Source organism: Geobacillus sp. ZGt-1 (assembly GCF_001026865.1).
Taxonomy (GTDB): domain Bacteria; phylum Bacillota; class Bacilli; order Bacillales; family Anoxybacillaceae; genus Geobacillus; species Geobacillus thermoleovorans.
Window position 1 is genome coordinate 18079 of the sequence record NZ_LDPD01000023.1, and the last position, 18216, is coordinate 36294.

At 54.0% G+C, this 18216-nt stretch carries 16 protein-coding genes and 2 pseudogenes; 3 read left to right on the forward strand and 15 right to left on the reverse strand.

Annotated features, from left to right (window positions below; genetic code table 11):
* Positions 1–90: 90 nt before the first annotated feature.
* The 5 genes from VU18_RS08815 to VU18_RS08835 all read right to left on the reverse strand — a co-directional run bounded on the left by VU18_RS08815 (position 91) and on the right by VU18_RS08835 (position 4497).
* Positions 91–1404 (reverse strand): MFS transporter, encoded by a 1314-nt coding sequence (locus tag VU18_RS08815; RefSeq protein WP_047758017.1) that lies wholly within the window; start codon positions 1402–1404, stop codon positions 91–93.
* Between the two features lie 132 nt (positions 1405–1536).
* Positions 1537–1980, reverse strand: a complete 444-nt coding sequence (locus tag VU18_RS08820) for a MaoC/PaaZ C-terminal domain-containing protein (RefSeq protein ID WP_033009704.1) — start codon at positions 1978–1980, stop codon at positions 1537–1539.
* Between the two features lie 434 nt (positions 1981–2414).
* Entirely contained in the window at positions 2415–2819 is a 405-nt protein-coding gene (locus tag VU18_RS08825) for a hypothetical protein (RefSeq protein WP_014196154.1), read from the reverse strand.
* Between the two features lie 13 nt (positions 2820–2832).
* Positions 2833–3759 carry a glutaminase A gene (gene glsA / locus VU18_RS08830; RefSeq protein WP_047758170.1) on the reverse strand — a complete coding sequence of 309 codons (927 nt, stop codon included), beginning with the start codon at positions 3757–3759 and terminating at the stop codon, positions 2833–2835.
* A 162-nt stretch (positions 3760–3921) separates the two neighbouring features.
* A complete protein-coding gene (locus VU18_RS08835; RefSeq protein ID WP_047758018.1) occupies positions 3922–4497 on the reverse strand; it encodes a Uma2 family endonuclease in 576 nt (191 codons plus the stop codon).
* 279 nt (positions 4498–4776) lie between these two features.
* Between VU18_RS08835 and VU18_RS08840 the strand changes: the two genes are divergently transcribed.
* A complete protein-coding gene (locus VU18_RS08840; RefSeq protein ID WP_042382299.1) occupies positions 4777–5238 on the forward strand; it encodes a Uma2 family endonuclease in 462 nt (153 codons plus the stop codon).
* Positions 5239–5667: 429 nt separating this feature from the next.
* On the opposite strand, the gene bioF is transcribed toward VU18_RS08840, so the two are convergent.
* Complete coding sequence (gene bioF / locus VU18_RS08845) at positions 5668–6840, reverse strand: 8-amino-7-oxononanoate synthase (protein WP_047758019.1); 1173 nt, start codon at positions 6838–6840, stop codon at positions 5668–5670.
* A 206-nt stretch (positions 6841–7046) separates the two neighbouring features.
* Between bioF and VU18_RS08850 the strand changes: the two genes are divergently transcribed.
* Positions 7047–7229, forward strand: coding sequence for a small acid-soluble spore protein H (locus VU18_RS08850; protein ID WP_011231614.1), 183 nt, complete (start codon positions 7047–7049; stop codon positions 7227–7229).
* 303 nt (positions 7230–7532) lie between these two features.
* Here the strand turns inward: VU18_RS08850 and VU18_RS08855 are convergent, their stop codons facing one another.
* The 8 genes and pseudogenes from VU18_RS08855 to VU18_RS08890 form a co-directional block, all read right to left on the reverse strand.
* Positions 7533–7898 carry a VOC family protein gene (locus VU18_RS08855; RefSeq protein WP_042382294.1) on the reverse strand — a complete coding sequence of 122 codons (366 nt, stop codon included), beginning with the start codon at positions 7896–7898 and terminating at the stop codon, positions 7533–7535.
* Positions 7895–8677 carry a YhfC family intramembrane metalloprotease gene (locus VU18_RS08860; protein ID WP_033009711.1) on the reverse strand — a complete coding sequence of 261 codons (783 nt, stop codon included), beginning with the start codon at positions 8675–8677 and terminating at the stop codon, positions 7895–7897. Before VU18_RS08860 ends, VU18_RS08855 begins: the two co-directional genes overlap by 4 nt.
* 22 nt (positions 8678–8699) lie before the next feature.
* Complete coding sequence (locus tag VU18_RS08865) at positions 8700–9347, reverse strand: SdpI family protein (protein ID WP_014196162.1); 648 nt, start codon at positions 9345–9347, stop codon at positions 8700–8702.
* Complete coding sequence (locus tag VU18_RS08870; RefSeq protein ID WP_011231619.1) at positions 9334–9618, reverse strand: autorepressor SdpR family transcription factor; 285 nt, start codon at positions 9616–9618, stop codon at positions 9334–9336. Before VU18_RS08870 ends, VU18_RS08865 begins: the two co-directional genes overlap by 14 nt.
* 332 nt (positions 9619–9950) lie before the next feature.
* Complete coding sequence (locus VU18_RS08875) at positions 9951–11498, reverse strand: acyl-CoA carboxylase subunit beta (RefSeq protein ID WP_047758020.1); 1548 nt, start codon at positions 11496–11498, stop codon at positions 9951–9953.
* 59 nt (positions 11499–11557) lie between these two features.
* On the reverse strand, positions 11558–13213 hold the full coding sequence (locus VU18_RS08880) for an AMP-binding protein (protein ID WP_047758171.1): 1656 nt from the start codon (positions 13211–13213) through the stop codon (positions 11558–11560).
* Positions 13214–13466: 253 nt separating this feature from the next.
* Positions 13467–13982 (reverse strand): DoxX family protein, encoded by a 516-nt coding sequence (locus tag VU18_RS08885; protein WP_033009714.1) that lies wholly within the window; start codon positions 13980–13982, stop codon positions 13467–13469.
* A gap of 112 nt (positions 13983–14094) precedes the next feature.
* Positions 14095–15338 (reverse strand): annotated as a pseudogene (locus tag VU18_RS08890) (sodium/proline symporter); the annotation flags it as partial.
* Between the two features lie 132 nt (positions 15339–15470).
* On the opposite strand from VU18_RS08890, the gene VU18_RS08895 reads away from it, so the two are divergent.
* Entirely contained in the window at positions 15471–16712 is a 1242-nt protein-coding gene (locus VU18_RS08895) for an aminopeptidase (RefSeq protein WP_047758021.1), read from the forward strand.
* A gap of 220 nt (positions 16713–16932) precedes the next feature.
* Here VU18_RS08895 and VU18_RS08900 read toward each other — a convergent pair.
* Positions 16933–18216, reverse strand: a pseudogene (locus tag VU18_RS08900) (GTP-binding protein); the annotation flags it as partial.

An 18216-nucleotide genomic window follows, 5' to 3' on the forward strand; every position in this document is an offset into this window, starting at 1 on the left:
CGGGGTCTCCTCGCCAAAGAAGATGAACGTTTAAAGAGGCGCCTTTGCCCGAACGCAAAGGCGCCCATAATGGAGTTCAGTCCGATTAATCTAATCAATCGCCTGACGCGCGCGGTCTTGAAGCATTTTCACCCCAGCGAGTGAAATCAAGCCCATGACGACGATATAGAAGGAGATGGCGGTGGCGCTGCCGTATTTGTGCAAAAGCCATGTGCTCACGAGCGGCGCTGGGCCGCCGGCGATGATCGATGCCAACTGGTAGCCGAGCGAAGCGCCGCTGTAGCGCAAGCGCGTCGGGAAGTTTTCCGCGATCATGGCCGCCTGCGGGCCATACAGCATGCCGTGGAACACCATCGCCACGACCGTCGCCAAAAAGATGAGCCCGACACTTTTCGTATTGACAAGCCAATAATACGGAAACGCCCAAAGCATCAGCAAAATCGTGCCCGTCATGTAGACGCGGCGGCGGCCCCACCGATCGGATAAATGGCCGGAATAGACGATCGAAAGCGCGTTGATCACCGCAGCGATAATCGTCACATTGACGAAAATGCTTTTTTCCATCCCCAAAAATGTCGTCCCATAGCTGACGATAAACGTGACAAAAATGTAGAATGACCCGTTTTCAATCACCCGCGCAAGCGCTGACCATAGAATTTCGCGCGGATGCTTGACCAGCACCTCGCCGACCGGCATCTTGCTCGTCTCTTGTTTTTTCATCGCTTCTTGGAACAGCGGTGATTCGAGCACTTTCAGCCGGATATATAGCCCGACGGCAATCAACAGGAAGCTAAGCAGAAACGGAACACGCCACCCCCACGCATAAAAGCTGTCGCCGCCAGTCGCGAGCATCAATGTCGTCACGAGCGAAGAGGACAACAACCCAAACGGCACGCCCATTTGCGGCAGCGAAGCCATCAGTCCGCGCCGTTTTCCTTCTTCCCACTCCATCGCAATCAAAATGGCGCCGCCCCATTCCCCGCCGACGCCAATGCCTTGAATGAGACGGAGTATGGTCACCAAGACTGGGGCCCATAAGCCGATTTGTTCGTACGTTGGCATCAAACCGATCAACGCCGTCGCCAGCCCCATCAACAACAAAGTGGCGACCAACGTCGCCTTCCGGCCGATTTTATCGCCGAAATGGCCGAAAATCGCAGCCCCGACCGGCCGGGCAACAAACCCTAAGGCGAACGTTGTAAACGACTGCATAAGCGCTACGTACGGGTCGCTTTGCGGGAAAAAGAGCTGCGGAAACACAAGCGCGGCCATCGTCCCGTAAAGGAAGAAATCATACCATTCAATCGTCGTGCCGACCACACTCGAAATCGCGGCCCGCCTTTTTTGGCGTTTTAATTCCGCCGCATCCATTGTCGTTGTCACTGCTGTCAACACCCCTTTCATGATATGAAACCGCGGAAAAAACGAATGAATAATAACTGAAGGAGCTCTGGCCGATTCCCCCTTAATGTTAACGCTTACAACAAGCCTCTTTCCCTTTCACACCAGCCTCCAAAGCAGCACCCCGCCCGCTGTTCACCTCTTTCCTTCCCGCGCTACAAGCACATGTACAACGGCATCGATGACCGTCTCACCGCGTTGGTTGACGACTTGTTGGTGCACCGTGACAAGCCCCGCTGTCTCGCCCCGTTCCGTCAACCGCTTCACTTCCGATTCCACGTAAATCGTATCGCTGATTTTCACTGGGCGGACGAAGCGGAGCGCGTCGATGCCGTAAAAAGCGAGCACACATCCTGGCTCCATCACCCATAGTCCAGTCGCCACCGACATTGTCAGCATCCCGTGGGCGATCCGCTCGCCAAACCGTGTCTGCCTCGCGTATTCTCGGTCCGTATGCAGCGGATAAAAATCACCGGAAACGCCGGCAAACTGCACAATATCGGCCTCGGTAATCGTTCGCCCGCGCGAGCGATAACGCTCGCCTACGGCATATCCTTCAAAAGGTCGGTCAAAACGCAATGAAATCCCCCTTCGCTTTATGTTCAAAAAGAGTGAACCCATTCCCACCCCCTTTCAAGCAATGGAAGAACGATTCACCGATCAAAAATTTTACAAATTTTCAGTATATTTTTGGCAAACTATAATCGAAAATCATGAGACATAGAAAACCGCTCGGGTCTTCACAACGGTTTGGCCTCATACTTGTCACTAACATATGAATGGGAAGCAGCGGATAGAACGGTTTTTATGATTTCATGTTTCTAAACGGCTGTAATAATGTAGCAGGCTAGCCCCCTCACCTCTACTCGAGAACATGGCAATGTTAGCAGCGAAAAACTTATGTCTAGACAGCCCTCTTCTAAACGGTAGAGTTGATAAGTGAAGGAGTGTCACTTATCTTTCATAGTCGTATCAATAAAAACTCCCAGACTGTTCCGTCCGGGATCGCCATCTCACACCTCCACCGTCTTCCCTTCCTCGACGATATGATAAAGCAAATGCGCCAGGTGGTGGATCGGTCCGTATTCCTCTTCGCCGTCTTCCGTCATTTCTTCTTCGTCGGCGAATTCAAGGTCGTTCAAATACAGCGCCATAAATTCGTAAAAGTCTTTCAGTTCAAAGCTGTAGCACGCACTCGGGTCTTCGCTGTCTTCTTCGTATTGAAGCATTAAATACGATACCTTGCCTTCGTTGTCCTCGGCGTCAAAAAAGACGAAATAGCCGATGTTCGTGTCAAGGTCAAACAGATGCCGCGTCCCGCCTTCGGTCGCCTTGTCAAAATCCTCTTGGCTCAACTTGCCGACGTTCATCGCTTCGACGTCGTCTTCGCGGTGAAACTGGACCGTAAATGTTTTCATCGTGATTTCCTCCTTAGAAAATGCTTAATGAATACGTTTTTGACAGCCGCTCGAGCAGTTTCACCCCGGTCACGCTGTTCCCTTTATCATCGAGAGCCGGGCCGAAAACGCCGATGCCGCACCGGCCCGGGACGGCGGCGAGAATGCCGCCCGAGACGCCGCTTTTCGCCGGGATGCCGACTTTGATGGCAAATTCACCTGATGAGTTGTACATGCCGCACGTGACCATGAACGTTTTGCAAATGCGGGCGACATCAAGCGGCATGAGCGGCTCACTCGAATGCGGATCGCGTCCGTCAAGCGCGAGCACCAAGCCGATGCGCGCCAAGTCGATGCACGTCATCTCAATGGCGCACTGTTTCGTGTACAATTCCATCAGCTCTTCGACATCTTCATCAATGATACGATGCTGCTTGAGAAAATAGCAAAGCGAACGGTTCAAAAACGCTGTTTCAAATTCGGAGCGGGCCACTTCGTCGGAGTACGAAATGCGTTCGTTGCCAGCGAGACGGCGGACGAACGCTAACAGCCGTTCCAGCCGTTCGGACACCGAGCCGCCTTGAATCATCGACGTGACGACAAGCGCGCCGGCGTTAATCATCGGATTCAGCGGCTTGGCAGGCTTTTCCTCTAATTTGGCAATGGAATGAAACGGATAATCCGTCGGCTCCATGCCGACTTTATGGAACACCTCATCCTCGCCCCGGTCGATGAGCACAAGGGCGAGCGCAATAATTTTGGAAATGCTTTGCAGCGTCACTTTCACCGTCACATCCCCGGCGCTTACCACCTCGTCATCCGGCGTGTAAATGGCGATCGACAGCTCATTCGGGTTCGCCTTGCCTAAGGCGGGGATGTAGTCAGCCACTTTTCCGTAGCGGGCGTACTGCTTCGCTTCTTCGACAAAGCGGATCAGTTCTTCTTGGTTGTACACAAGCATCACCGATGATTAGTATCGCCTATTTTTTCCGTTTCTATGCCCAAACGCTTCAAACAGCAGAGGTTTCCGACGGGGCTCACCAAGCGGACCGCCGGCAAAAAACCGCCCCACTCCTCTCAAACCAGCAGCCTGAGCCTGCTGTTTGAACAGCAGCCGTTTTTCTTATTCTTCTTCGGCAAATACGTTTTTCAATTCGATCGCAAATCCGGGAAACATGCGGACAGGAATCGTATCATCGCGGACGTACATTCCTTGATGGCGGAATCTCCCTTCTTCGAGCACATAGACATCAATCGTCTCATTCACCGGATCGACAATCCAATATTCTTTCACCCCTGCCCGCTCGTAACGGTGAAATTTGACAATTTTGTCCTTGCGCACCGTCGATTTTGAAATAATCTCCACAACGAGATCCGGCACGCCAACAATTCGTTTTTCGCGAATTTTGCTTTTGTCGCAGACAACGACAAGATCCGGCTCAACCCATTCGCGAATTTGTTCCGGATCATCTCTCTCCGCCAAACAAACGTCGATTGGAGCGCCAAATACGGTGCATTCTTTCCCCCGCAAATATGCCGCAAATTCCACCAACAATTCACGTTGCACCGCCTGATGTTTCGGCGTCGGAGCGGGGGACATGTTGAAGACTTGGCCGTCAATGACCTCATAGCGTACATCTTCGTCGAGCATCATGTATTGCGCATAAGTGAACGGCTGCCCTTTTTCCGGCATCGGCATGAAAACGTCCTCCTTTCCCGTTTTCTTTATAGTATACTTGAATACCGCCCGGCAGCCTAGAGAACTGGTGATGTAATGAAAAATCAGCCCAAAACACACTTTTCTCAAGTTGAGAAGCCTTTTACCATCAGGTCTTCTCTTGCGGCCCAAAACAACGATGAAGCGGAAAGCATCATTTTTCACCAGCCTTCTAGCGTCTTCTTTTCCCCACACTCCGTTGTAGGCAAGGGAGACCGGTTTCAAGTATAATGAAAAAGAAATGAAAAAGAGGTGAGGAGCATGCAAGAAGCCATCAACATGTCCCCGTCCCCGTCATGGGAGCATCAAATCGTTTGCGACAATCTTGTTTCCATGATCAAAGGAAAAAGCCCATGTCAACCGATTTCAAACTTGTCCGTAAAACTCGAAAAGAACGGAAAAGTGATGAACGAGTTTATCCAGCCGGATGTCGCTGTCTATTGCGAACGGCCGGAAAAAATCATCGGCGGCTATAAGGGGCGGCCGCTCATCGTCATCGAAGTTGTCAGCCCGTCAACCTACAAAATCGATGTGACGCTGAAAAAAGATTTGTACTGTGCCTACGGAGTGGAAGAATACTGGATCGCCGACCCATACAACAAAACGATCCGTCAGTGCACACTCGAACATGATCGATACGCCGAGACGATCATCGCCTGCGGAGAAACGTTCGATTCTGTTATCGGAACGATTGACACCGCGCTCGTGTTCCAAGGCGTGTAGAAGACGGGGAAAACAATTCTTTTCGGCCTATCGGCGGTTTTTGTGGCGGAAGGCGAGTCGATTTTGCAAAGTTTCTCAACCTAAAAAGAGTCTCTGCTGAACAACTCGTTTCCAATCACGAGTTCTTTAGCGGGACATCTTGCATGCTTTGCCGTATAATCAATGGCGAATTCTCTGTCGCAAAAGCAGGGGCGGGTAGACAGAGGAAGATACGTTCAAAGGAGCGTGAAAACAGAAAAACACAGACTTGTCAGCAACAAGGATGCCGCTAGTCTTTCAACGGCATCCTTTTCCAACTCAACGCAAAAGTGTGAGTAAAATATTTTCGCAGGTTCAAATCCTGTCATCCCGATCGAAGGAAACCAGCCGAAAAAACGTTCGGCTGGTTTTTTCTTTTCTGGCGTTCCATCGTTATGATGCAGCTTCTTCCTATGAAATCAGCCCCATCCGCTTCCCCGCCAAAGCGATGCAGTCAACGGCCAGATCAATGTCTTCTTCCGTCATCGCGGCGGTGATGGAAAAGCGAATGCGCGCTGTCCCCTCAGGGACGGTCGGCGGCCGGATGGCGACGGCCGCGATGCCAGCTTCTTGCAGCTGCTCGCTCATGGCCACGGCTCGGTCGTTCGGACCGACGATCACGGGAACGATCGGCGTCTCGCTGCCGCCGGTGTCAAACCCAAGCCGCTTCAGCTTGGTGCGGAATCTTTCGCTTAGGGCGTGCAGCCGCTCGCGCCGCTTTGGCTCAGCTTGGACAATATGAATGGCAGCCTCATTGGCGGCAAGGACCGATGGCGGCAAGGCGGTTGTAAAAATCAAGCTGCGGGCGCTGTTGATCAAATAGTCGACCAGCCACGGCTCTCCCGTTACATACGCTCCGAAGCTGCCGAGCGCTTTGCTGAAGGTGCCGATGGCGAGCACATCCTCTTCCTTCTCAAGCCCGAAATGGTGAAGCAGCCCTTCGCCGTTTGGTCCGAACACACCGCCGCTGTGCGCTTCGTCGACAATCAATATCGCGCGGTAGCGCCGCTTCAACTCGACCAGCTCCTCGATTGGCGCCATATCGCCGTCCATGCTGAAGACGGCATCGGTGACGATCCATTTCCGCTTACCGGGCGGAGATTGCTTCAACAATGACTCCAGCTGATTCATGTCGTTATGACGATAGCGGAAACAAGCGGCTTTGCTCAAGCGGATGCCATCAATCAAGCTCGCATGGTTCCACTCATCGCTAAAGACGAGATCATCGCGGCGAATCAGCGCCGTCAGCACGCCGATGTTGGCCGTGTAGCCGCTGTTGAAAATAAGAGCCGCCTCTGCTTTTTTCCACTGTTTCAATGCGGCTTCCGCCCGCTCATAGAGCGGATGATTGCCGACGACGAGCCGCGATGCGCCCGCTCCAGCCCCATATGCCCTCATCGCCTCGCAGCTCGCTTCGATGAGCCGCCTATCATCCGCCAACCCTAAATAATTATTGGACGCTAAATTCAACATCGGCTTTCCGTTCAGGATGACCGTAGCGCCTGAAGCTTCTGCCCGGCGCAGCTGGCGCTTTTGCGCTTTTTGTTCCCATTCGAGCAGTTGGGCGGTTAGTTCGGTTTTCATCCCCATCCCCCTTATATGTAAACTATTTATAAAAAATAGTTTACATTAAAACGTGTGAATCGGCTAGGAAAAGATGATCGGTTTTGTTGATTGATTATTTAGCACATTGTTTTGGAAATTATTCTTTCCGATCTCAGCCACATGCATAGTTCAATCGCACACCTGTCATACTATGCGTGTTATCGGCAAATAAGGAGGTGTTTCAGATGGATGTCCGTCGGGCGCAAGAAATCGCGTCGTCGCCGGTGATGGCAAACGTCACGTACAACGGCCAGCGCATTTACATTGAGCATGTCGACCAACAAAAAGGCGTAGCCACGATCCATCCGCTTGACAATCCGAATCAAAAGCAAAGCGTGCCGGTCGCCAGCTTAGAGGAGCATTCGTAACGAAAAAAGCGAGAGAAAGGACGCGTCCTTTCGAAAGGACGCGTCCTTTCTCCCGCTTTTTGATTGAATCGGCCGTCAGCGCTTCCCGCTCTTTGTAGGCCTCTTGCACCGTTTGTTCCTTCATCGCTGGCCGGCCTGCCGTCCGGGCATCAGCGGTGCGGACAGATTTGTCGTTGCGCTTGTTGTTCGCTTTTCTCTCCATCTCGATTCCTCCTTCGTCTCTAGCATGCCCTGAATGACAAGAGGTTACTATCGCGAAGGAGCAAAAGAGCACTGCCCGATCGGACGGCTTATGAAACGATCTTATCCTTTTTCTAACAACTCGATCCGATTGTGAAACGGATCGCGAAAGGAAAACCGCTTCACCCCTGGGATCGGTTTTTCGTCTTGCGTCGCGACGCCTTGTGATTCCAAATAGCGGCGCGCGGCTTCGACATCTTCCACTTCAAACGCCGGGTGGCTTTTGCTGTTGTAGCCGTCGCGGTTTTCTGCTCCGATATGGAGCTCGATATCGCCGACTTTGTACCAAAGTCCACCGTTTCCTTTCAGCGATTCCGGCTTTTCGATTTCTTGAAAACCAAGCACACCGGTGTAAAAGGCGCGCGCTTCGTCTTCGGCGCCAAACGGAATGCAAATTTGCACATGGTCAAGCCGTTTTACACGAATCATCGTTCCTCTCCTCCCTGTCCGAATGCCGGTTTGATCCGGCGGATGAACGAAACAGCGGCGATCGCCCAAACAAGCAGCACCGCTTCGACCGCCCAAACGTTCGTGACCACTTTCGCTTGATAAAGCGCGGGCAAAACGTCCATCGCCGCGTGAAGCAAAATCGCGTACAGGACATAACGGAACTGCCGCTGGCGCACGCCAAGCAAAACGAGGAGCGACAGCGCCGTGTGCACCGCCAAAGCAAACAGCCGCTCCAAGCCGCCTAACACGTACATCGCAAACGGCGTGTGCAACACTTGCTCCTTGATCAGCTCCGCCTGTCCTGCCGGAAGCGATGGGGCGATCGTTTTGTCGAAGGTGCCTGATTGAATCAAGCTCAGAAGCACAATCGTGTTCATAGCGCCAAACACGCCAAGCAGCATCGCTTCCACCCCGCCATGCCCAAGCCCGAATGATAAACCATCTCCATATCCGCGATGTTGCTTTAGCAGCCAACGGAACCCGACATAGCGGCCAAGTTCTTCAAACACGCCAGCGGCAAGCGCCGCGTACAGGACAAAGAGCCAAACGCTGTCTGTTCCTTTTAACGCCGGACGCCCCGGTTCAAGGACAGCGATGTGAAGCGCTTTTTCCAATACTTGTGAGAAAACGAGAAACACAACTGCCCCGACGCCGAGCGCTTTCCATGAAAGCCATCCTTTTTTTCTTCCGTACCATGCGAGACCAACTGGAACAAACAATGAAATGGCGAGCTGCACCGCCGCACCGATCACTCCCACGTCCTCTCCCCCTCCCGCTTATTTAGGAACGGTTGCGCTGTTCTTGCTGCTCATAAAGAAACGATCGAACGATGAGATACAAATTGCCGACAACGATGATGACGACAAACAAAACAGCCCTCATCTCTCCGCGCCAAAACGCGGTGAGCATCGACAAAATCCCCATCGCGGTAAATACTTTGCCGCCAAGACGGTGCGTTTTATGCCAAACCGTCTCACTCGCTAATGTCCACGGTGTGCGGATGCCAATGAAATAATTGTGTTTGATTTTCGGCATATAATTTCCGATGACAAGAAACAGGCCGCCGATGCCAAGCGGCATGACCGCCCCAACATCGATGGAAAATCCAAGATTGTACGCCAACGTCACGGCATGCAGCGCCAAGAAAAAGCAGGAAAGCGCCGCATTGACCATACGATAGCTTGTTTGAAATCGGGCGTAATTTTCTCTTTTCGGGTCGAGCTTCGGCAAGACCGCCATCAAAAACGTGAACACCGTCATGAGAACGGGCAGCAACAACGCGCCAAACCATTTGCTGCTGAAGCCGTCAGCTTCCCCTGATGCATTCCAATGGATCGCCACTTGATCCGGCAAATACGGAAGGGCGGCCAAACTCAAGAAATAAGCGAGAACCGTCAACACGATCGTCAGCCGGCTAACGTTCACCATGTCTCTCCCCCTTTTCGACAAAATCGTAAAACCAGCGAAGCAAATCTTGAAACACCGTCGTGTTCAGAGAGTAGTAGATATGCTGTCCCTCACGCCGGTCTTGCACCAAATCAGCCTGCTTGAGAATTTTCAAATGATGCGAGACGCTCGGCTTTTGCATATCGAAATGCGAGGCGATTTCCCCTGCCGTCAAATCCCCTGTTCGCAACAAGGATAAAATTTTCCGCCGCGTCGGATCGGCGATCGCTTTAAACGCTTCGTTGAATGACAATAGCGATCCCACCTTGCAAACGAGTTTTCGTTGGATAAACCGCTAAAGGGGCATCTTTCGTTTATCACAGCTTCGCGTGCGGCGCATGCAACCGACTTTTCATGCCGGTCTATAGTTAGACATTTAGAAAATTATCTAAATACAGACAAAAACATTCGATATTTAGACATCTTTCTAATTAAAGAATATTCCATTTCCATTGAATTGTCAATGTATGTTCCGACTTTTCATATCTCACATGCGATGGGCGGCTGCTCCCCCTCCATGGAAGAGAAATAGCCAAGCACAGCCCCCTCCACCACTGGCAGAGGGGGATTCCCCATTAACTTCCATTAAAACCCCGTCGGCCAAGCGGCGAGCAGCCGCTCGCTTTTTTCGCGCTTGGATGTAAGCAAATATTCAAGTGTCTGGCAAAGGAATTTTCTCGTCTCCGCCGGATGGATGACATCGTCGATCAAATGTTTGCGCGCCGCCCCATACGGCGAGCTGTCAAACGACCACTGCTTGAGCAGCTCCTGACGCCGCTCATGCGGGTTGTCGGCGCGTTCAAGCTCGCGGCCGTATACGACGTTGACGCCGACTTCCGGACCGGTGAAATTGATTTCCGCGCTCGGCCAGGCGACAACAACATCCGCCCCCATTCCCGGTCCGCACATATTGCCGTACGCCGCGCCAATGCTTTTGCGGATGACAACCGAAATTTTCGGGACAGTTGATAGAGCAAGCGCCTGATTCCACACCATAATTTTCGTCGCCATTTTCGCTTTTTCCGCCTCCACGCTGATGCGAAACCCCGGCGTGTCATGCAAAAAGATGAGCGGAATATGATACGAGTCGCACAAGCAAATGAATTCCGTCGCCTTTTGGCATTCCTGCGGCCCGGGCGCTCCTGCATATTGGTTGGGCTGATTGGCGATGATGCCGACGACATGGCCGTTTAAATGCGCCAAAGCGGCGATCAGCGCCTTGCCGAATTGTTTCTGGTACTCAAAATAGTCCCCTTCATCAACAAGGCAGGCGATGATGTTTCGCATATCATAGACGCGGCTACGTTTGTCCGGCAAAATTGAAAACACTTCCTCAACCATCCGGTATGGGTCATCGTCCGTCTTCCGCATCGGCGGCCGCTCGTTCGCATTTTGCGGCATGTATGAAAAAAATCGTTTCAGTTGCTCGATGCATTCTGCCTCTGTCTCGCCATCGGCGTCAATTTGCCCTGTATACTGGTAATGAATGTCTACGCCCCCAAGCTCTTCTGGAGAAACGCGCTGCCCGTTTGCCAGCTCGAGCATGCGCGGCCCGGCGATCGCCATGCATGTCCCCTTCAGCTGCGTGACAAAGTCGCAGCTGACCGCCGTCCATGTCGGACCGCCGTAGCTGTCCCCCAAAATCGCCGCCATCGTCGGCACTTGCCGGTGGTGGGCGAGCAGCTCGCGCGGAAACAATTTGTCGCTGATCCCGTCCGATCCCATCCCGTCCGGCATGCGCAGCCCGCCGCCTTCATGGAGGAAAAACATCGGCAAGCCATTGCGCACAGCCAGTGCATGCATCTGCCGCGACTTGCGCAAATGAACGCTCCCCTCCGTTCCCGCGAGCACCGTTTTATCCCCGGCGATGATGACCGCCGAGCGGCCATTCACTTTGCCGATGCCGGCGACAAGCCCGTCTCCGTACGTCGTTTCTTCCAAGCCGGGCTGGTCGGATGTGTTCAGCTGTCCGAACTCGATAAACGTTTCGGCATCGACAAGCAGGTCGATCCGCTCTCTAGCCGTCAGCAGCCCTTTCTCGTGCTGCTTGGCGATCTTTTCCTCGCCGCCGCCCAGCGCAGCGCGCGCCTTTTTCGCCATCAATTCGTCTGTTAATTGCCGCAAATGTTTCATCGTGATCCCCCTTTTCCAGAAAAAGGCGGGGCGGCCCGCGCCAAAACCCCGCCGCGATGTTATTCCCTCGGAAGCAGCTTTCGCAATACTTTGCCTGACGGCGTCGCCGGCAGTTCATCGATGAACTCGATATAGCGCGGATATTTGAACGCCGCCATATGCGTTTTCGCCCATTCGATCAAGTCAGACGGCGCCACCCTTCCTTTGTACGAATCATGGAGAACGACAAACGCTTTCGGCACTTCCCCTTTCATCGGGTCAGGCACGCCGATGACCGCACATTGCTTGACGGCCGGATGTTCGTTCAACAGTGCCTCGACGTCTTCCGGAAAGACGCTGTAGCCGGACACTTTAATCATTTCTTTCAACCGCCCTTGGAAATACAAATAGCCGTCTTCATCGACATACCCGATATCGCCAGTGTACACCCACCCATCTTTCAGCGTCTCGCTCGTCGCGTCATCGCGGCGGAAGTAGCCTTGAAAAACCCCCGGATTTTTGACGACAATTTCCCCCGACTGTCCGGGCCCAAGCTCCCGTTTCGTTTCCGGATCGATGATGCGAATGTCCGTCTCATACGTCGGGATGCCGCACGAGCCAAATTTCACACGGTCATCCGGCATAAACGTGTCACACGTATGCGTCTCGCTCAGCCCGTAGGCGGCTTCGTACAACAGGCAGCCGCCGGTCGCTTCCGCCCACCGCTCGGCAAGGTCTTTCGTCACCGGCAGTCCGAAGCTCGTCGCCAAGTTGCGTTTTAAACTCGACAAGTCGGCAGAGGTGGTTGACAGCACTTGCAAAATGGCCGCATTCATCGGCGCGATGCTGTACCATGCCGTGACTTTGTACGTTTCGATGGCTTTGATCGTCGCCATCGGATCAAAGCGGGTAAACAGCACGCATGGATGTCCCGTGTACACCGGCGTATTCAGTCCCATCACCATGCCGGCAATATGGCAAAGCGGGGAATGGGCCATAAGCTGTTCGCGTTTTTCCGTCAGCCGGTTCGCCTGGGCGGATGCGGCCGTCTTAAATAGCGCATTGCCATAGGTGAGCATCGCTCCTTTCGGCCGACCGGTCGTACCCGATGTAAAAATGATCAACCCGACATCGTTCCATAAGTCAATAGAAGCGGTCTCATCAAGCGGCGGATAGGCGGCGATGATGGCCGCAAAATCGTCCGCGGCGCTCATCGCCTCTTTCGGCTGCACAAGCTCGGCGCAAAGCGGGATGCCCCCTGCCGGATCGGCGTAATCGCCGTAGTGGCACGTTACGATAAACGACAGAGGCGCTGTTTGTTGTTCGGCTTGTCGAACGCGCGGCACTCCTTCCTCTCCGGCGATGATGCCGACAAGCGGCACTTCAGCGAAAAAATAGGCGAGCTCCGATTCCCGGTACATCGGGTTGAGCGGGACGACGACGCCGCCTAACTGCTGGATGGCGAAGTGGGCGATGATGTATTGCGGACAGTTTTGCATGTACAAGGCGACATAGCTCCCTTTCCTCACCCCTTTTTCCTGCAAATAGCGGGCAAAACGGCGGACGTGATCCAGCAATGTTCCCCAAGTGACCACCTTGTTGTAGAAGATGTACGCCGGCTCGTTTTCCTCGCATTCGCCGCGATGGCGCAAATAATGATAGAGCGGCTGTTCGCCGAGCACATAGTGGAGCTTCTTCGGCAATCCGCTCGGCCAATACGGGCGTGTTTTGTTCATCCGTTTCACCATCCCTTATTAAAAATACTGAACGGTTAGTATGTTCCTTGGTAGAAAACGCTTTCAAACACTTGTTCACGTCTCCTGCTTCATCCATATGCATATCATTTCGCCGTCATTCGTCAATTTCCTTTCTCGAACAGCCAAACTATTTTCTCCGACGCGGCAAACGGCCGCCCCCTTCCACGTTGGAGAAGGAGCGGCCGTTCGGAAAAGGAGGAAGCCTGAAGCAGCGCACGCGGCTTGATGGCGGTCATTGATGCGTTGCCGCCGGTCGGTGTGGACGATGCGTTTTATCCGTCCACCAGTGACGGAGATATGGCAACACCCACCGGTCCAAACCGTATCGTCCCGCATTGGCTCCGGCGACGAGGATGAAGACGGTGAGCAGCACCATTTGCGGGTTCGTGCTCGTCGTGCCCGAGAACATGAAGGCGAAGTTCATGACAGCTCCCATGAGTGCGGCAAAAGTCGTAAACAATCCGAGAATGAGCGCGATCCCGACGAGAAATTCCCCCCATGGCACGAGGAAGTTGAACAATCCGACATTCGGCAGCGCTACGTTTTCGATAAAGCCCGCCCACCAGCTTTGCACGGCCGGGTGTTCGCCCGTGGCCTTCGCCAACGCTCCTTTTAAAAATCCGGTGGCGTCAAACCCTTGCGTGATTTTTTCCCACCCCGCCATCATCCATTCATACCCTAAATACAACCTTAACACCACCATCAACGCCGACGCTGTGACATGTTCGCGCAACCATTTGACAACCATTTTGTTCCTCCCCTTTCAGATCGTGCGTCAGTTTTTGGAGAGCGAACAGCCATGACAGCGATGCCTCCCCCTGCCCTGACGGAGGAGGCACCCGTATCAGCCGCTTGGCAGGCTACCTCGTCCGCTGCCGGTCAGGGAACAACAGGCTAAACAGCACCCCGGCCACCAGCGCAATGGCAAACGTCGTAAACCGTGAACTGATGATAGCCTCAAGCGGCGAGGAAATCCAGATGACCGTGCTGAGAAACCCAGCCAGGATCGTGGCGATGACGCCGATGCCGGAATATCGTTTCCAGAAAAGGAGAGTAAAATGGCCGGTGACAACGTGCAGCCGATTCCCGCCCACGCCCAGCTGACAATGAAATACACAAGCGATTCGGATGTCATCGCCAGCACCAAGCCAAGCAACCCGGCGATGACCACCACCGCGCGGGAAAGGGCGACAAGCTGCCTTTCCGACAGGCGGAGGCGCAGCGAGCGGCGGACAATATCTTCGCTGATGGAGCTCGTGATCACCAGCAGCTGCGAATCGGCCGTTGTCACGATGGCGGCCAAAATGCCGGATAACAGCAGCCCGGCCAACCATGGCGGCAACAAGTCCAACACCATTTGCGGCAGCACGGTCTCGACATCGGTGAATGATTGTCCTTGATAAAGCGCAATCGCCGCCAGACCAATCAAAAACGCGCCACCATACGCCAACAGCGTCCAAACGATGGCGACCGTCTTCGCCGTTTTCGCCTCACGGGCGTCTTTCAACGCCATGAAGCGGACGCTCAGTTGCGGCTGTCCGCCAAGATAGCCGAAAAACCAGGCAAAATTGTTAAACAGCAATAGCCCGAGCGCAAATCCAGTGACTCCCCCCGTCCATGAATCGAGGCCCGGTTTTGCGTGATGGAGCGCTTCACTGATCGACAAGCCACCACTGTAAATTTCCACCACTGCCACGATAGGCAAAATCACGAGCGTCGCCAGCATGAGCACACTTTGAATCATATCCGTCCAAACGACACTGACGAACCCGCCGGTGTATGACAAAAGGATGACAATCGCCACGCTGATGACCATGCCAAGCGCTGGGTCGATATGGAAAACAGTAAACAATGTCTTGCCCGCTCCGGCAATTTGTGCGCTGAAATAAAACATCATAAAGCTAAAAATAAGGACGGTCGAAAGCCATAAAATCGTTTGCCCATGCGCGCCGAACCGTTTCGCTAAATAGCCGGGCAAGGTCAGCGCTCCATGTCGCTCCGCTTCTTGACGGAAACGGTCCGCCAAAAAGAGCCAGGCGCACACAATGCCGATGACAATGCCGACGGCCACCCAATATGTGTCAACCCATCCTGTTATTCCAACATGAGGCGCGTCCTACATCGGAACGTTTCGCTCTCGTCCGGACAGCATCCACATGTAAAGCTCCCTAAGTTGCGAGGCGGCGGGAATTATAATAAAGTGGAGATGAGTCAGTCCAAAAAAGGAGTGAGGAAGATGAACCGTTGGGAGAAGGAATTGGACAAATACGCCGAACTGGCGGTGAAAGTCGGGGTGAACATTCAGCCCGGGCAGACGCTGTTCGTCAACGCTCCGCTCGAGGCGGCGCCGCTCGTCCGCAAAATCGCCAAAACGGCGTACGAAACCGGGGCAAAGCATGTGTATGTCGAGTGGAACGACGAGGCGCTTACATACATTAAATTTCACCACGCCCCAGAGGAAGCGTTTTCCGAATATCCGATGTGGCGGGCAAGAGCGATGGAAGAACTCGCCGAACAAGGCGCTGCCTTTTTATCCATTTACGCCCCGAATCCGGACTTGTTAAAAGACGTCGATCCAAAGCGGATCGCGACCGCCAATAAAACAGCGGCGCAAGCGCTCGCCAACTATCGGAGCGCCATTATGGCCGACCGGAACTGCTGGTCGCTCATTTCCGTCCCCACACCGGCGTGGGCGCAAAAAGTATTTGGCGATCTGCGCGATGAAGAAGCCATCGACAAATTATGGGAATCGATTTTCCGCATCACCCGCATCGATCATGACGATCCGATCGCTGCCTGGCGCGAACATAACGACCGGCTCGCCCGCATCGTCGATTACTTAAACAACAAGCAATACAAACAACTCGTTTATGAAGCGCCAGGCACCAATCTCACAGTCGAGCTCGTCGACGGGCACGTCTGGCACGGCGGCGCGGCGACGAGTCAAAGCGGCGTGCGCTTCAATCCGAACATTCCGACCGAAGAAGTATTTACGATGCCGCATAAAGACGGCGTCAACGGCACGGTGCGCAACACGAAGCCGCTCAATTACAACGGCAACGTGATCGATCGGTTTACGCTCACGTTCAAAGACGGTCAAGTCGTCGACTTCAGCGCCGAACAAGGATATGAGACGCTTAAGCACTTGCTTGACACCGATGACGGCGCGCGCCGCCTCGGGGAAGTCGCCCTCGTGCCGCACCAATCGCCGGTGTCGCTGTCCAATCTCATTTTTTACAACACGCTGTTTGATGAAAACGCCGCTTGTCATTTGGCGCTCGGCAAGGCGTATCCGACCAATATCGAAAACGGCGCCTCTCTTTCCAAAGAGGAGCTTGACCGCCGCGGCGTCAACGACAGCCTCGTCCACGTCGACTTTATGATCGGCTCAGCTGATCTGAACATTGACGGCGTGACGAAAGACGGGAAGCGCGAGCCGATTTTCCGCAGCGGCAACTGGGCGTTTGAGCTGCAATAACCCTCCATTCCACAGTTGCTCGGGCAAGAAAACAAGGCTGTTGCCAAAAGCGGGGCGAGCCCCTTTTGTCAACAGCCTTTTTCCATATTTCCCTCGCATCGACCGGGGGATGGCCGTTTTGGCGCAGTTTTCGTTCTTTTTTCGTCAAACGGATCACATACGCAGGTCCTGCGGTGAAAAGTCCGTTTGAGCCCGCCCAACACCGGCAATCAGCCGATGGTTACACGTGAATCGTCGCCGCAGCCGCCTGCGCCAGCTGTTCGCATTGCCGCAAACGGATGCCAAAGAGGACAAGCGGGTCGCGATACGCTTCGGGATTCGTGCGCATCTGCTTCAATTCCCCTTCTTGGGCGGCAATTTCAAGCTCCAGCCGCTCTAGCGTTTCCCGCAGCATCGTCGCTGGCGCTTGGAAAAACTGGGTGACGTCGCGCTCAATCGACTTCGCAAACCATTCAAACGGCAACAGCAGCTGCCGAGCGGCCGTTTCGGCCACATCGATGTAATCTTGCGTTTCGATCAGCTGCTTATATTTTTGCGCCAGCATCGCCTTGTTTTGCGCAAAGGCGCCGAGCAGTTTGCCCGCTCCTTTCAACAGCAGCTGACCCGGCGTCCGGCGGAGGAAAATGTTCAGCTTCTCGATTTGCGCCCCGCTCGTCAACCGGCTGATGTCACGCCGCCAGTCAGCCACAATGCGAAAATCGCATTCGAGCATAAGCCGCTCTTCGCCAAACATGGCGTTAAACCCTTCGCTCATTTCATGCAAAAACACCTGGCATTCATTGAATTCGTCCTCCGCCGCTGCAATCCACTGTTCCATGGCGCGGCGCAGCTTTGGCAGCGCCTCTTCATCAAGGTAAGCGCGAAGCCGTTCATTCGCTTTGTCGTTCAGCTCAAGAGGCAAGCGGGAAAAATCGCTGTTTTCGCCCACCAGCTCCGCCATGTTGCGCAACAGATCGGGAATCGCCTTTGTCAGCTCACCCCGCATGTCCGCCAAGACGGTGTGGAATGACTTGGCCACTTTGGCCGTTTTCTCCTCTTGCAGGTCGCCAAGCTGATGAATGGCGCCGCTCAGTTTGGCCGCCATTTCTTTTTTCCATACGACCAGCTCCGCCAATCGACTTTCCGCCTCGGCCCGCTGCCGGAACAAATGAGCGATGAACCGGCCGGTCGTCGTTAAAATCGCTTCCTCGCGGCGGACAGGGGACACGCATCGGCGCATCTCCTCAAGCCAGCCGACGAGGGCTTGCTGCTGCTTGCGGCTTGGCGCATGCGGGGAATAGACGATGACACGGGCTTCCGGAACGATCGTACGAACGTGCGCTTCCACTTCCTCAACGATTCTCGCCGTCTCCTCTTCATCCACCATCCCGTCGCCCGGAGGAAGCAGCACGTACATCGGCACATGCGGCGCCCGCTCATGAAGCCGCAGCAACAGCTGCTCATCAGCGCTGGAAAGCGGATCCTCGCCGTTCAGAAGAAAAAGAACGCTGTCAGCGAGCGAAAA